Annotated in this window: 15 protein-coding genes; 14 read left to right on the top strand and 1 reads right to left on the bottom strand. The window is 53.4% G+C overall.

The window, feature by feature from the left end:
• The first annotated feature begins 34 nt into the window (after positions 1–34).
• Complete coding sequence (locus tag JI62_RS11450) at positions 35–694, top strand: cytochrome c oxidase assembly protein (protein ID WP_088700285.1); 660 nt, start codon at positions 35–37, stop codon at positions 692–694.
• A complete protein-coding gene (locus JI62_RS11445; RefSeq protein ID WP_088700284.1) occupies positions 691–1,551 on the top strand; it encodes a cytochrome c oxidase subunit 3 in 861 nt (286 codons plus the stop codon). The genes JI62_RS11450 and JI62_RS11445 overlap by 4 nt, the downstream gene beginning before the upstream one ends.
• Positions 1,552–1,556: 5 nt before the next feature.
• Here JI62_RS11445 and JI62_RS11440 read toward each other — a convergent pair whose 3' ends face one another.
• A complete protein-coding gene (locus JI62_RS11440; protein ID WP_088700283.1) occupies positions 1,557–1,748 on the bottom strand; it encodes a DUF2909 domain-containing protein in 192 nt (63 codons plus the stop codon).
• Between JI62_RS11440 and JI62_RS11435 the strand changes: the two genes are divergently transcribed.
• The 12 genes from JI62_RS11435 to pheT all read left to right on the top strand — a co-directional run bounded on the left by JI62_RS11435 (position 1,747) and on the right by pheT (position 13,788).
• Positions 1,747–2,445, top strand: a complete 699-nt coding sequence (locus JI62_RS11435; protein WP_170938541.1) for an SURF1 family protein — start codon at positions 1,747–1,749, stop codon at positions 2,443–2,445. The two genes, JI62_RS11440 and JI62_RS11435, sit on opposite strands and share 2 nt — an antisense overlap.
• Before the next feature lie 25 nt (positions 2,446–2,470).
• Positions 2,471–2,980: a hypothetical protein gene (locus JI62_RS11430; RefSeq protein ID WP_088700282.1), complete on the top strand. Its 510-nt coding sequence runs from the start codon at positions 2,471–2,473 to the stop codon at positions 2,978–2,980.
• Between the two features lie 33 nt (positions 2,981–3,013).
• Entirely contained in the window at positions 3,014–4,066 is a 1,053-nt protein-coding gene (locus tag JI62_RS11425; protein ID WP_088700281.1) for a COX15/CtaA family protein, read from the top strand.
• Between the two features lie 14 nt (positions 4,067–4,080).
• Positions 4,081–4,998 carry a heme o synthase gene (gene cyoE / locus JI62_RS11420; RefSeq protein WP_088700280.1) on the top strand — a complete coding sequence of 306 codons (918 nt, stop codon included), beginning with the start codon at positions 4,081–4,083 and terminating at the stop codon, positions 4,996–4,998.
• A 132-nt stretch (positions 4,999–5,130) separates the two neighbouring features.
• Positions 5,131–5,598 (top strand): DUF2489 domain-containing protein, encoded by a 468-nt coding sequence (locus tag JI62_RS11415; RefSeq protein ID WP_088700279.1) that lies wholly within the window; start codon positions 5,131–5,133, stop codon positions 5,596–5,598.
• A gap of 334 nt (positions 5,599–5,932) precedes the next feature.
• Positions 5,933–6,805: an OmpA family protein gene (locus JI62_RS11410; RefSeq protein WP_088700278.1), complete on the top strand. Its 873-nt coding sequence runs from the start codon at positions 5,933–5,935 to the stop codon at positions 6,803–6,805.
• 226 nt (positions 6,806–7,031) lie between these two features.
• The gene (gene thrS, locus JI62_RS11405; protein ID WP_088700277.1) at positions 7,032–8,954 is read left to right on the top strand and encodes a threonine--tRNA ligase; all 1,923 of its coding nucleotides are present in this window, start codon (positions 7,032–7,034) and stop codon (positions 8,952–8,954) included.
• A 60-nt stretch (positions 8,955–9,014) separates the two neighbouring features.
• On the top strand, positions 9,015–9,506 hold the full coding sequence (gene infC / locus JI62_RS11400) for a translation initiation factor IF-3 (protein ID WP_009287797.1): 492 nt from the start codon (positions 9,015–9,017) through the stop codon (positions 9,504–9,506).
• Between the two features lie 82 nt (positions 9,507–9,588).
• Positions 9,589–9,783, top strand: a complete 195-nt coding sequence (gene rpmI / locus JI62_RS11395) for a 50S ribosomal protein L35 (protein WP_009724291.1) — start codon at positions 9,589–9,591, stop codon at positions 9,781–9,783.
• Positions 9,784–9,847: 64 nt separating this feature from the next.
• Positions 9,848–10,201: a 50S ribosomal protein L20 gene (gene rplT / locus JI62_RS11390; protein WP_007114344.1), complete on the top strand. Its 354-nt coding sequence runs from the start codon at positions 9,848–9,850 to the stop codon at positions 10,199–10,201.
• A 159-nt stretch (positions 10,202–10,360) separates the two neighbouring features.
• The gene (pheS, locus tag JI62_RS11385; protein WP_088700276.1) at positions 10,361–11,380 is read left to right on the top strand and encodes a phenylalanine--tRNA ligase subunit alpha; all 1,020 of its coding nucleotides are present in this window, start codon (positions 10,361–10,363) and stop codon (positions 11,378–11,380) included.
• A gap of 26 nt (positions 11,381–11,406) precedes the next feature.
• The gene (pheT, locus tag JI62_RS11380) at positions 11,407–13,788 is read left to right on the top strand and encodes a phenylalanine--tRNA ligase subunit beta (RefSeq protein WP_088700275.1); all 2,382 of its coding nucleotides are present in this window, start codon (positions 11,407–11,409) and stop codon (positions 13,786–13,788) included.
• Positions 13,789–13,860 lie beyond the last annotated feature (72 nt).

Here is a 13,860-nt window from a genome sequence, read left to right as displayed (position 1 = left end):
ATAGAGCACATGGGTCGCTGGCCCAAGAGGTGTTATGGACGATCAAGAACAGGCAAAAGTGGGGGTGCGCCGTACGGTCATCAGGACAGTCGCCGTGCTGGTCGGCATGTTTGGGTTTGCCTTTGCACTGGTGCCGCTCTATGACGTTTTTTGCCAGGTCACCGGTCTTAACGGCAAAGTGGATGCCACAGCGCAAAGCATCGTGCATGAAGAGGTGGATGAGTCGCGTTATATCAACGTGCAATTTATCACCCGCGGCAGCCCCGGCTTGCCGTGGCAGATGAGCGTTGAAATGCGCCAGATGAGTGTGCACCCCGGGCAAATGGCGGAAGTCGATTTTACCTTTACCAATAATAGCAGTAGCGAAAGCTGGGGGAGAGCAGTGCCCAGTGTGTCTCCCTCTACTGCCACGACGCATCTACGTAAAATCAGCTGTTTCTGCTTTCAGGAGCAGCAGTTGCAGGGCAATGAGCGGCTAACCATACCGTTGGTATTCCAGCTGGCGCGTGATCTGCCCGACGATATTAATACCATTACGCTGGTGTATACCCTCTACCCGATAGAGCATGTGGTTCAAAATGCTGCATTGGATAATACGCTTAAGAGCAGCGCTAACAGCGAGCTTGTAAACGATCCTAAAGGCAATCTCAGTAACACGCCTAAAAACAATAAAGCGGCGGGAGAAGCGATATGAGCAGTGGTAGCTATTACGTTCCGGCGAGCAGTCGATGGCCTGTTCTTGGCTCGGTAGCCCTGGGCGCCATGATGGTCGGTACCGGTATTAAGCTTGTCTATGACACCGGCTTGCCGCTGGTGTTAATTGGCGTAGTGGGCGTTATTGCGGTGATGGCACTCTGGTTCCGCGACGTTATTAGCGAGTCCCGGGGAGGGCTTTATGATGCGCAAATGGATCGCTCATTTCGCTGGGGCATGGGCTGGTTTATTTTTTCGGAAGTGATGTTTTTCGCCGCCTTTTTTGGCGCGCTGTTTTACGTACGTATGTTTGCTATCCCCTGGCTAGGAGGGGAAGGGGCAAAAGGCGTTTCTGCATTGCTATGGCCTGATTTTGTAGCCACATGGCCGCTGCTGAATCCGCCTGACTCGTCTATCGTTGGGGCCCGGCAAGTGTTTAGCCCGTGGCAGTTACCGCTTGTTAACACGCTGATTTTGATAACTTCCAGTATTACATTAACGATTGCCCATGAGGCGTTAAAGGAGGGCTATCGCAAGACATGTCGCAATTGGCTAGCGGGTACGGTGCTTCTGGGGGTCTGTTTCATATTGATTCAGGGTGTCGAGTACTACGAGGCCTACGCGCATTACGGAATTACTCTAGAAGCCGGGATCTTTGGTGCGACGTTCTTTATCTTGACGGGGTTTCACGGGGTTCATGTCATTATCGGCACGCTGATTCTGGCCACCATGCTGGTGCGTATTATTAAAGGGCACTTCGCTGATGAAAACCATTTTGGTTTTGAAGCCTCTTGCTGGTATTGGCACTTTGTTGATGTGGTCTGGGTGGGGCTGTTTATCTTTGTTTATGTCTTGTAGTCGGATCAACCTAACTGACCCGACCAGTAGCCATAAATAATAAGCGCCATGAGCAGGCAGGCTAAGCCAATTCTCCATTTGAGAGAGCGTAATAGGCGGCGTGAAGAGGCATGATCACGCAGTAGGAAGCCTGCTCCCATGGCCAAGCTGATAACCATCGCAATGAATACGGCGGCAATGAGTAGTTGTAACCACATGATGAAACCCTCTCGGCAATGGCGTTTTTATAGTTGGTGTCTGTTCTGGAGTTTGCTGGTGGCGTTAGGCGCCTATCTAGGACTATGGCAGTGGGAGAGGGCAGATGACAAGCGGTTAGCTATCGCTCTTCGTGATGCAGCCCCTGCCTTGGTACAACCCACCGAGTCGCCAGCTCAAGGTGCCCAGGTGACGTTGCGGGGGCAGTATTTAGCCGAGCAAACGCTCTATTTGGACAACCGTGTGGTAGACGGGAAGGTCGGTGTCGCGGTACTAACGCCGCTACGTGATACCCACGGGCAGCTTTGGCTTGTACAGCGAGGTTTTTTAGCCACCGGGCCGCGTCGCGAAGCACCTCATGTAGCCACACCCAGTGGCGTGGTTGAGTTGACTGGTGAATGGCAAGAGGTGCAGGCGGGCGGGCCGTTATATGGAGAGAATAGAGAAGGTGTGAGGCTGCAACAGCTGAGTCATGACCCCTGGCGCGCTTCATTAGGTTCATTTAGCTACTCCGGCTGGTTGCACGCCAGTGAGGGTGACGGGGTTTTGATTCCTTGGTGGGAGGCCAATGTAATGCCGCCTAGTCGGCATATGGGCTACGCCTTTCAGTGGTGGGGGTTAGCACTGGCGGCCTTGATGGTCATGTTCATCGGCGGCCGGAAATTGCGTCGCGATAAGGCACAACAAAGCGTTTGGTAATAAAAATAAACAGGGGTGAAGACCTATGCAGGATGCCAAGTACATTCGCCGCCAGCGGCTAAAATTAATCCTTATTTTTGCAATATTTGCGGCGCCCATGGTAGCTGCTTGGGGGATGGTCGAGTTCCGCATTGGTATCCCTGACCAGCATACAGCTCACGGAAAGGTGGATGTGGAATTACCGGTTCTTGATGAGTGGCCTTTAACAACCGTCGCTGTCAATGATGCAGAGGCGTGGATACTGGCCTTTGACTGTGCTCAGCAGTGTGAACAGCGTAAGGATGAGCTTTGGCGTTTACATCGCGCCTTAGGCCGCGAAGCGCCGCGGTTAACCCGCCTTAGAATTGGAGGGAACCCCGAACCGCTTCCGGGAGAGACGACCAGCGAATGGCAGCAACTGCCCCCATGGCGCGAAGATAACTCAGTGTGGCTGCTTGATCCTATGGGGCGCCCGGCATTGGCATTTGATGCCAATGTAGCCACTAAGTACGTGCTCGACGATATCCAGCATTTACTTAAAGTGAATCCTCAATAAAACGGGCTAACTCCCTGTTGTTAAGGAAACGCCATGCACGATTCATGTGAACGCCGCTTACGTTGGTTAGTGCGATTAACGCTGGTAGGTACTCTGTTTACTGCAGTGGTTATGTTAGTAGGCGCCTGGACGCGTTTAGTCGATGCTGGTTTGGGCTGCCCTGACTGGCCAGGTTGCTACGGTAAGCTACTAGTTCCTGATGGTGACGTTGCCACGCTGCGCCACCCAGATGTGCCGTTGGAGCCCTTTAAAGCGTGGGTGGAAATGGTTCATCGCTATATCGCGACTCTGCTAGGGCTGGTGGTTCTCAGCGTCGTCGCCTTAGGTTGGTCGTTGCGTCATCGTCGCGATTATCCGTGGCGAATGAGCCTGTTGCTGCTAGTGGTTATTTTGTTCCAGGGTGCCTTTGGTGCCTTCACCGTTACGCTCAAGTTATGGCCTCAAGTTGTTACCCTGCACCTAATGGGCGGGTTGAGCGTATTGCTGCTGTTTTTTTGGCTGCATCTTCGCTTACGCGTCGCCGCAACGCCAAAGTCAACAAGTGAGCCTCGGCGGGCTAATGCATGGTGGGGGATTGCGGCATGTTTGCTGGTTGTACAATTGGCGCTAGGCGGCTGGGTGTCCAGCAATTATGCCGGTATCGCTTGCCAAGGATTTCCCACTTGCAATGGCCAATGGATGCCCTCGATGGATATTAGCGAGGGCTTTCATCTCACCCAGACCGTAGGGCCCAATTACTTACATGGGCAGTTACATGCCGATGCCCGTACCGCGATTCAAGTGGTTCATCGCCTGGGGGCATTGCTGCTTGGTGCTGGGCTAATAGCGCTCTGGTGGCGTTACCGGCATTGGCAGAGTACGGCAAGGCCGCTGGCGATCGTCATCGGTTTGTATGCACTGCAGGCTGCGTTAGGGGCTGCCAATGTGCTTCTTTGGCTGCCGTTATGGCTGGCGCTGCTGCATACCGCGGGCGCCGTTGCGTTGGCTGTCGGACTCGTTTGGGCCTGGTGGCGTTGGCGCTATCAAGAGGCAGACGTCTACGCAACGACCACTCATTCACCCTATAACAACGTTATCGCTCATTAAAAGGGAAGCATGCCATGCGAAATATAACAATGACGCTACCCACGGCACTGCCTTCTATGGTGTGGGGCTGGAAAGAACTGCTTGGCCTGTGCAAGCTTAAAGTGGTGGCCGTTATGTTGGTGTGTACCGCCGTAGGGATGGCGTTAGCAACCCCAGGCCTACCAGCGTTGACGAGTGTCACCTTTGGGCTTGCCGGCATAGGTTTGGCCTCTTGCGGTGCAGCTGCTTTTAATCATGTCATCGACCGCCACTTGGATGCGGTAATGACCCGAACGTCTCGCCGTCCAGTGGCAAGCAAACGACTACCTGTGGCGATCGCCATAGTTTGGGCATGTTTGCTCTCTGTAGCGGGTGTTGCGCTACTGGCATGGCAGGTTAACCACTTAACGGCTGCGCTAACCTTTGCCTCCCTGATTGGTTATGCCTTGATTTATACCGCTTTTTTAAAGCGGGCTACACCACAAAATATCGTGATAGGTGGAGTGGCTGGCGCGGCACCACCACTTTTGGGATGGGTTGCGATCACGGGTCAAATCACTCCTGAGCCGCTACTGCTGATGCTGATTATTTTTGCTTGGACGCCGCCACACTTCTGGGCGCTGGCCATTCATAAGCGCGATGATTATGCTCGGGCAGGCATTCCCATGCTGCCTGTTACTCATGGTATCCCTTTTACGCGGCTGCAAATTTGGTTGTATGGGTGGTTAACCGTGTTAACCACCTTATTGCCGGTGATGATAGGTATGAGCGGGGCACTCTACCTGTTTATCGTGGTGTGTCTGAATGCACGCTTTATGGTCTGGAATTGGCGAGTTTGGCGTGGGCAGGATTCCGCTGCTCCTATTGGCGCATTTTGGTTCTCGATTCGCTACCTGTTGGGTGTTTTCGGTGCGCTATTACTCGACCACTACGCTGCGGTGCTGGTCTGGTAATCCAGCGCACAAATGGTTCGAGCGGCCGTCTTTCAGCCAGGGGGAAAGAGAAGTCTGGATGCCAGTGGCCTAATAGTGGTATAAGGGTGTACAATTTCCGTCAAGTAATTTATCCGCTTAATGAGGAGTTGCATGAACTCAACGGTAGCGCTGGTACTACTGGTCGTGGCGATTGCAGTGGTTTTTGGGCTATGTCTCTACGCCTGGTCGTTACGTAAAGAGGTCAGTCGCAGAGAAGCTTATCGTCGCGATGAAGACGCTCGTGCTCAACAAAATAGCTTAGAAAACCTCGATTATGTGGCGAGCGCGCTGGTTCAGGAGCAGGTTGAGATTACCGAGGGCGCCTGGCGTTGCAAGGTGCTGCTAGAGATCATTGACCCTAGTTTAACGGAACGCACTGAATTTCAAGCGTTTGCCGAGCATTACAGCCGTACTCAGCACCTGAAGACCCACTCCGCGCGTCAGCAATTGACTGCTCGAGAACGTATGCAAGAAGACAAAGAGCGTTTGATGGCGGAAAATGATATGCGTGAACCCGTATTGGAAGCCGCTAGGGCTGTACTGAAATGGCGTGCCCAGGGTAAAAGCGCGCTGCACTGATGATGATTTTGAGCGGTTTCGGCCGCGCAAAAGCATAGCAAACTAATTTTTAGTGCCCATTGCGGCAATTTTGCTATGCTGAAGGATGTCGGTATTGGCAAGAAGTTGATATCTTGGCATTGTTGCCTTTCAGCGCTTAGGCGTTAATGATAGGCACACCGTTTTGTATTAACTGGGTGCTGAGCATTTAGTACGCAGGTAATAGTGCTGATAGCTTGGTGCAAAAACTGGTGATACAAGACAGGCGAAAAATGGATGCTCTCGCAAATAAGAAGCATTGGATAGATTTGGTCACTTAAGGCCATTTCAGCATTGGATCAAGAAGGAGTCTTGCATGAAAAAATCAACGACTGGCTTGCTAATCGGTTCCGCACTGGTAGTTGGCCTTTCTGGCTGTGCCAGCTCGGCCTCACAGTCTTCCGGCCAAGCAAGCGCTAGCAGTAGTGACCGTAGCTGGTACCAGCATCCTGCGGTATGTGGTCTGGCAGGCGGTTTGATCGGTGGCAGCATTGGCTACGCCACCAGCAGTAGTTCTGATGAAGAGAGCGGTGCTGCTACTGGTGCCGCAGCTGGCGCTGCTATCGGCGGACTGCTATGCGCTGATCGCACGCCTGAGCCGGTTGCACCTCAGTGCCCGAGCTACGGCGAAGTGCCTGCTGGTGTTGCTGTTGATGCCGAAGGCTGCCCACTAGATTCTGACGGTGACGGCGTGCCGGACTACCGTGATCAGTGCCCAGGCACACCTGCTGGCGTTGAAGTTAATGCCAATGGTTGCCCGCTTGACTCCGATAACGACGGCGTGCCGGACTACCGTGATCAGTGTCCGAACACACCTGCTGGCGTAGAAGTTAACGCTTTGGGTTGCCCAGATAGCGTTGTTCTGCAGGATGTTAACTTTGAGTTTGACTCTGCTCAGTTAACTCCCAACGCTCAGAGTGTGCTAAACGGCGTTGCAGAGCGTTTGGTGAGCAACCCTGATGTTCGCGTAAGCATTGAAGGCCACACTGATTCACGCGGTTCTGACGAGTACAACAAAAACTTGTCACAAGAGCGTGCCCAGTCTGTTGCGACTTACCTCGCTAGTCGTGGTGTAGAGGCCAACCGCATGCGTGCAGTAGGCTACGGTGAAGAGCGTCCGATCGCCTCTAACGAGACGGAAGAAGGTCGTTTCCAGAACCGTCGCGTTGAACTGGATGAGTGGAACTAAGTTCACTTATCTTCCGGGTTTTGCTGATTGGTTTATAAAAGGCTAGTGGCAATGCGCGGATAAAGAAACGGGAGGCTTACTTAAGCCTCCCGTTTTTATTTTAAGCAGTCTGCAAGTCTGCTAATCTTGCTGCTGTTTTATTTTGGTATGTTTACACCTCTCCCAAGACCATTGATAGCGATATGTGATCCTTGGTATGGATCACCACTGCGCTCAAGGAATCTGAATGCCTATTGTTACTCTGCCCGACGGCAGCCAAAGAACGTTTGAAGCACCGCTAACCATTATGCAGCTTGCAGAATCCATTGGCCCTGGTTTGGCTAAGGCCTGTGTTGCTGGGAAAATTGATGGTGTGTTGGTGGATGCCGCTGACCTGATTGAGCAAGATGCGGAAGTGGCTATCGTTACCGCCCGTGACGCTGAAGGGCTGGAAATTATTCGCCACTCCTGCGCTCACCTCATTGGTCATGCGGTTAAGCAGATGTACCCCGAGGCCAAAATGGCCATCGGTCCGGTTATCGAAGATGGTTTCTACTACGATATTGAGTTTGGTCAGTCGATCACACCAGAAGATCTGGAAGCCATCGAAGCGCGTATGCAGTCACTGATAGAGCGCGAGTACGATGTGGTACGCGAATATGTTGATCGCGACAAGGCCATGCTAACCTTTCTGCACCGTGATGAACCTTATAAGCAGGAGATTGTGCGCGATATTCCCGATGATGCGACAATCCGGCTTTATCATCATGAAGAGTATGTCGACATGTGCCGCGGGCCGCACGTGCCCAATACTCGCCACTTAAAAGCCTTCAAACTTACCAAATTGGCAGGCGCCTACTGGCGTGGTGATGCAGCGAATACCATGCTAACGCGTATCTATGGCACTGCATGGGGCGATAAGAAACAGCTTAAAGCTTACGTTAAGCGTCTTGAAGAGGCAGAGAAACGCGATCATCGTAAGCTGGCACGTCGCTTGGATCTCTTTCACATGCAGGAAGAGGCGCCGGGAATGATATTCTGGCACCCAAATGGCTGGGCGCTATGGCAGCAGATCGAACAATATATGCGAGGCGTCTACAAAGAGGGGGGGTATCAGGAAATACGCTGCCCCCAGATTATGGACGTATCGCTTTGGAAGAAATCAGGGCACTGGGATAACTACGCGGACGGCATGTTCTTTACTGAGTCTGAAAAGCGTGAGTATGCCCTTAAACCCATGAACTGCCCTGGGCACGTTCAGGTGTTTAATTCTGGCTTGCGCAGCTATCGTGAATTGCCCGTTCGTTTTGGTGAGTTTGGTGGCTGCCACCGTAATGAGCCGTCGGGTGCTTTGCACGGTATCATGCGTGTGCGGGCATTTACCCAGGATGATGGCCATGTGTTTTGTACAGAAGCTCAGGTTGAGCCTGAAGTAACTGCTTTTCATCGCCAAGCGTTGAAGGTTTATGGCGATTTCGGCTTTGATGATATTGCTATTAAAATTGCTCTTCGCCCAGAAAAACGCATTGGCAGTGATGAGGTTTGGGATCGTGCAGAAGATGCGCTGCGCAGCGCATTAAAAAGCTGTGGCGTAGAGTGGCAGGAACTTCCTGGCGAAGGTGCGTTCTATGGCCCCAAGATTGAGTACCACATGAAAGATTGCCTGGGGCGCGAATGGCAGGTTGGCACTATGCAGGTCGATTTTATGATGCCAGAGCGACTTGGAGCCCAATATGTCACCGAAGAGGGGCAGCGCAAGTCGCCGGTGATGCTGCATCGTGCTATTGTTGGCTCCATGGAGCGCTTCATTGGCATCTTGATTGAACATTATGCTGGCGCTATGCCATTATGGCTGGCACCTCAGCAGGCGGTTGTCATGACGATCACCGATTCACAGCGTGAATATGCGCTCGAATTAGAGAAACGTCTGCAAAAAAGTGGCTTGCGTGTTAAAGCGGACTTGAGGAACGAGAAGATCGGCTTTAAAATCCGTGAGCATACGTTACAGAAAGTTCCCTATCTCCTTGTGGTGGGAGATAAGGAAGTCGAAGCTGACTCAGTGGCCGTGCGAACACGCAGCGGCGAAAACCTCGGTACAATGACGGTCGATGAATTTATTGAACGCCATACTGCCGAGCGAGCAGCCCTGGCGACATCGTCAATTGCCTAAGGAGACGGAACGATCAAGAGAAGCAACCAGCGCGGGCGTCCAGCAGACAAACGCCCACCAATGAACGAGCGAATTGTCGAAGAAGAAGTGCGTCTAATTGGTAGCGACGGTGAGCAGTTGGGTGTTGTGCCCACCACCGAAGCCCTAGAGCGTGCTGAATCTGAAAGCTTAGATCTCGTACAAATTTCGAATGCCGACCCCATCGTCTGTAAGATTATGGATTACGGCAAGTTCGTTTTTGAGACCAAGAAGCAGAAAGCGGCTCAAAAGAAGAAGCAGAAGCAAATCCAGGTTAAGGAAGTTAAATTCCGTCCTGGCACCGATGAAGGCGATTATCAGGTTAAGCTTAAAAACCTGACGCGCTTTCTGGAAGGTGGTGACAAGGGCAAAGTCACACTGCGCTTCCGTGGTCGTGAAATGGCGCACCAGGATATCGGCCGCAAGCTGATGGAAAGGATCGCGGCAGACCTGGAAGAGATCGGAGTGGTAGAGGCTTTTCCGAAAATGGAAGGCCGCCAAATGATCATGATTATTGCCCCGAAGAAGAAGTGATCCAACGGCGATGTCAACGGGCTACCGTTAAACCGGTGGTCGGCCCTGGGTTTTCTAAAAAATATCGAGCGGAGTTTTCCTCATGCCGAAAATCAAAAGCAACAGCGGCGCTGCCAAGCGCTTCAAGAAGACGGCTAATGGCTTTAAGCACAAGCAGTCTTTCCGTAGCCACATCTTGACCAAGAAGTCGACCAAGCGTAAGCGTCAACTGCGTGGAATGAAGCAGATCCACGCGTCTGACAAAGCGCTTATCCAGCGTATGCTGCCGAATCTGTAAGTCGGGATTTCGTTTTTCTGAGTGCACAAATTTTTTGCCTCAGCCTTAAAGTCAGGAGTGTGTTATGACTCGAGTTAAACGTGGCGTAGTAGCGCGTCGTCGCCATAAAAAAGTATTGAAGCTTGCCAAAGGTTACTACGGTGCCCGTTCACGCGTTTTCCGCGTTGCCAAGCAAGCCGTTATTAAAGCCGGTCAGTACGCTTACCGTGACCGTCGCAACCGTAAGCGCCAGTTCCGCGCGCTTTGGATCCAGCGTATTAACGCCGGTGCACGCGTCAACGGTATGTCTTACAGCCGCTTCGTAGGTGGCCTTAAGAAAGCCGGTATCGAAATCGACCGTAAAGTATTGGCCGATTTGGCAGTACACGAGAAGGCTGCATTTGCCGCCATCGTGGAAAAAGCCAAGGCTGCCCAATAAGGTAGTATGCACGGGGCTTTTGCCCGTGTTACGTGCCTGAGGTCATTTCAGAGTGACCCATCCAGGGGAAGAGCAGCCGCTCTTCCCCTGTTTTTTTGTCACCTTCAACTTGCCACGCCATCTTTACCGATGGACACCGCTTAATTCGGAGTGAAACGGATGGATCACCTTCCTACTCTGGTATCTGAGGCGCGCGACGCCATTCAGGCTGCGCAGAGTGTCGCCGCACTAGACGAGTTACGAGTACGCTACTTAGGTAAGAAAGGTGAGGTCACCGCCTTGCTGAAGGGCCTGGGGAAACTCTCAGCCGAAGAGCGCCCGGCGGCGGGCGAGCGTATTAACCAGGCCAAGCAAACGCTGGCCGACGAAATTGATGCTAAGCGCGAGCAACTTGAGAGTGCCGCGCTGAATGCCCGTTTGGCCGCTGAAAGTATCGATGTTACTTTGCCAGGGCGTGGCCAGGCCAGTGGTGGATTGCATCCCGTAACGCGTACCCTCGAGCGTATAGAGGGGCTGTTTACACGTATTGGTTATGATGTGGCAGTAGGGCCTGAAATTGAAGACGATTATCACAATTTTGAAGCCCTCAATATTCCCGCGCACCATCCCGCGCGTGGCATGGCGGATACTTTCTATTTTGATGCCACACGCTTGCTGCGTACTCACACTTCGCCAGTGCAAGTGCGCACCATGAAAAGCAGCGAGCCGCCCATCCGTATCGTCTGCCCAGGGCGTGTCTATCGCAGTGACTCTGATCTGACTCACACGCCGATGTTCCATCAGGTTGAAGGGCTGTTGGTCGATGAGGGGGTTAGCTTTGCTGACCTTAAAGGTACCATCGAAGACTTTCTGCAGGCGTTTTTTGAGCGCGACGATCTTTCGGTGCGTTTCCGCCCCTCTTACTTCCCATTCACTGAACCCTCCGCCGAAGTGGATATTCAGTGCGTGATGTGTAGTGGGGCAGGCTGTCGCGTCTGTTCTCATAGTGGGTGGTTGGAAGTGATGGGGTGTGGGATGGTGCATCCCGAGGTGTTCCGCCACTCGGGCATTGATGCCGAACGCTATACCGGTTTTGCCTTCGGAATGGGGGCTGAGCGTTTGGCAATGCTACGCTACGGCGTGAATGACTTACGCCTGTTCTTTGAAAACGATCTGCGTTTTTTACGTCAATTCGCTTAAGACCGCCGCCGAACACAGGATCAAAGATGAAATTTTCAGAACAGTGGCTGCGTGAGTGGGTGTCGCCGCAGCTTGATACGCAGGCAATGGCCGACCAAATCACCATGGCGGGCTTGGAAGTCGACGCTGTTGAAGCGGTAGCCGCTGCCTTCAGCGGTGTAGTGGTGGCTGAGGTGCTGAGTAAAGAGAAGCACCCTGACGCGGACAAACTCAATGTCTGTACCGTTGATGACGGTAGTGGCGAGCCGGTGCAGGTTGTCTGTGGGGCGTCCAATGTTGATGTTGGCCAAAAAATTCCCTTTGCCCAGATAGGCGGCGTGCTGCCGGGTGACTTCAAGATCAAAAAAGCCAAGCTACGCGGCGTTGAGTCTCGCGGAATGATCTGTTCGGCGTCGGAGCTGGGGCTTGAAGAAGAGACATCGCCGGGCATTCTGGTGCTGTCGGCTTCAGCACCGGTGGGCGTTGATTTCAGAGAGTTCATGCATCTTAATGACATGACGATTGAGGTCGATCTGACGCCCAATCGAGGGGACTGCCTGAGCATTAAGGGGTTGTCTCGTGAAGTGGGCGTGCTTAATCGATTGCCGGTTAGCGAGCCAGCAATAGCCCCGGTGGTCGCCGGGATTGAGGATAGCTTCACGGTAAGCATTGAGGCGCCTGAACAGTGCCCTCGCTATATTGGTCGCGTAATCAAAGGCGTTAATGTTAAGGCTGAAACGCCGCTGTGGATGGTAGAGCGTCTTCGCCGCAGCGGCGTGCGCTCAATTGACCCTGTGGTGGATATTACCAATTACGTGATGCTGGAATTGGGCCAGCCAATGCACGCCTTTGATCGTGACAACCTGCAAGAAGGCATAGTGGTTCGCATGGCCAAGCCAGGCGAGAAGCTAACGCTGCTTGACGGTAATGAAGTGGCGCTGCGCCCTGAAACGTTGATCATTGCCGATCATTCCGGCCCGCTAGCCATGGCAGGGGTGATGGGAGGTGAAAACTCTGGCGTTAATGAAAATACCCAGACTATTTTCCTTGAATCAGCGTTCTTTACTCCGCTTGCCATTGCCGGTCAAGCCCGCTCCTACGGACTGCACACGGATGCATCGCACCGTTTTGAACGCGGCGTCGATCCACAGCTGACGCCCGTTGCCGTCGAGCGGGCCACTCAGCTTTTGATTGAGGTTTGCGGCGGCCAAGCCGGGCCTGTTGTTGAGGCGCAAAGTGCTGAACATATGCCTGCAGAGCGCGCGATTCTGTTGCGCAGTGCGCGTTTAGAAAAGGCGCTTTCCAAGGCCCTCTCCAGTGATGATGTGACCGATATCCTGCAGCGGCTAGGGCTGGATGTCAGCGTACAGGATGCTGGATGGGCGGTGACTGCGCCCAGCTGGCGTTTTGACTTGGCCATCGAAGAAGACCTGATCGAAGAAGTGGCGCGTATTCACGGCTACAATAATTTGCCGGTGCGTCGCCCTGCAGCCCGCTTGGCGCTGCGCTCTTCGGATGAAGCAACGCTCACCCAGGCGCGGCTGCGCCGCCAGATGGTGGCGCGCGGTTTTCAGGAGGCCATTACTTACAGCTTCGTGGCGCCTGAGCTGCAAGCGGCAATGCTGCCTGATGCGGTAAGCCCTGCGCTAGCTAACCCTATTTCGGCTGATCTGTCGGTGATGCGTGCGAGCCTGTTCCCCGGTTTGGTGCGTGCCATGGAGCACAACCTCAACCGTCAGCAAACGCGTGTGCGGTTGTTTGAAACCGGGTTGGTCTTTAACGGCGAGTTGGATGCGTTGTCGCAAGTGCCGATGCTCGGCGCTCTGGTATGTGGAGCCCGTGAGGCCGAGGGCTGGAGTGATGCGAAAGATCGGGTAGATTTCTACGACCTGAAAGGTGATCTGGAGAGCCTCCTCGCCCTGGGGGGGGACGCTGACGCATGGCGCTTTGAGCCTGCTGAGCACTCCGCGCTCCATCCTGGGCAAAGCGCCCAATTGATGTACCGCGGTGAGCCTGCTGGCTGGATCGGCACGTTGCACCCGCAAGTGCGTGCTAAGCTGGGTTTAAAGATGGATGCCGTGCTTTTTGAAGTGCGGCTGGATGCGCTTAGCCAAGGCCGTATCCCCGCCTTTGAGCCACTGTCGCGTTTTCCTGAGGTGCGCCGAGATTTGGCGTTTATACTCAAAGAGGCTACTCCTGTGCAGGCGTTGCTGGATTGTGCCAAGCAGCAAGCAGGGGAGTATCTGCAAGATATCAAACTGTTCGATGTCTATGCGGGTAAAGGCGTAGCCGAAGGACACAAGAGTATCGCATTGGGCTTGACCTGGCAGCATCCATCGCGCACGCTAAACGACGAAGAAATCAATCAGTTGGTTGATTCGATTGTGACACAAGTGCGTGTCAAGCTGGATGCGGAGCTGCGCGGCTAAGTAAGTAGCTAGAATTAGTACCTGGGCCACGCCACGATGCTTATCACGCTCTTGGCAATGCGTTTGCTACTG

Source organism: Halomonas campaniensis (assembly GCF_002211105.1).
GTDB lineage: Bacteria > Pseudomonadota > Gammaproteobacteria > Pseudomonadales > Halomonadaceae > Vreelandella > Vreelandella campaniensis_A.
This window is presented reverse-complemented; position numbering and strand designations above follow the sequence as displayed.

Bases quoted from the DNA above. Each gene is read 5' to 3' on its own strand.
- thrS (WP_088700277.1), top strand. From the start codon at position 7,032: ATGCCTATTGTTACTCTGCCCGACGGCAGCCAAAGAACGTTTGAAGCA.
- JI62_RS11410 (WP_088700278.1), top strand. From the start codon at position 5,933: ATGAAAAAATCAACGACTGGCTTGCTAATCGGTTCCGCACTGGTAGTT.
- JI62_RS11445 (WP_088700284.1), top strand. From the start codon at position 691: ATGAGCAGTGGTAGCTATTACGTTCCGGCGAGCAGTCGATGGCCTGTT.
- JI62_RS11425 (WP_088700281.1), top strand. From the start codon at position 3,014: ATGCACGATTCATGTGAACGCCGCTTACGTTGGTTAGTGCGATTAACG.
- cyoE (WP_088700280.1), top strand. From the start codon at position 4,081: ATGCGAAATATAACAATGACGCTACCCACGGCACTGCCTTCTATGGTG.
- rpmI (WP_009724291.1), top strand. From the start codon at position 9,589: ATGCCGAAAATCAAAAGCAACAGCGGCGCTGCCAAGCGCTTCAAGAAG.
- JI62_RS11430 (WP_088700282.1), top strand. From the start codon at position 2,471: ATGCAGGATGCCAAGTACATTCGCCGCCAGCGGCTAAAATTAATCCTT.
- JI62_RS11450 (WP_088700285.1), top strand. From the start codon at position 35: ATGGACGATCAAGAACAGGCAAAAGTGGGGGTGCGCCGTACGGTCATC.
- pheT (WP_088700275.1), top strand. From the start codon at position 11,407: ATGAAATTTTCAGAACAGTGGCTGCGTGAGTGGGTGTCGCCGCAGCTT.
- JI62_RS11440 (WP_088700283.1), bottom strand. From the start codon at position 1,748: ATGTGGTTACAACTACTCATTGCCGCCGTATTCATTGCGATGGTTATC.
- pheS (WP_088700276.1), top strand. From the start codon at position 10,361: ATGGATCACCTTCCTACTCTGGTATCTGAGGCGCGCGACGCCATTCAG.
- rplT (WP_007114344.1), top strand. From the start codon at position 9,848: ATGACTCGAGTTAAACGTGGCGTAGTAGCGCGTCGTCGCCATAAAAAA.
- JI62_RS11435 (WP_170938541.1), top strand. From the start codon at position 1,747: ATGATGAAACCCTCTCGGCAATGGCGTTTTTATAGTTGGTGTCTGTTC.
- JI62_RS11415 (WP_088700279.1), top strand. From the start codon at position 5,131: ATGAACTCAACGGTAGCGCTGGTACTACTGGTCGTGGCGATTGCAGTG.
- infC (WP_009287797.1), top strand. From the start codon at position 9,015: ATGAACGAGCGAATTGTCGAAGAAGAAGTGCGTCTAATTGGTAGCGAC.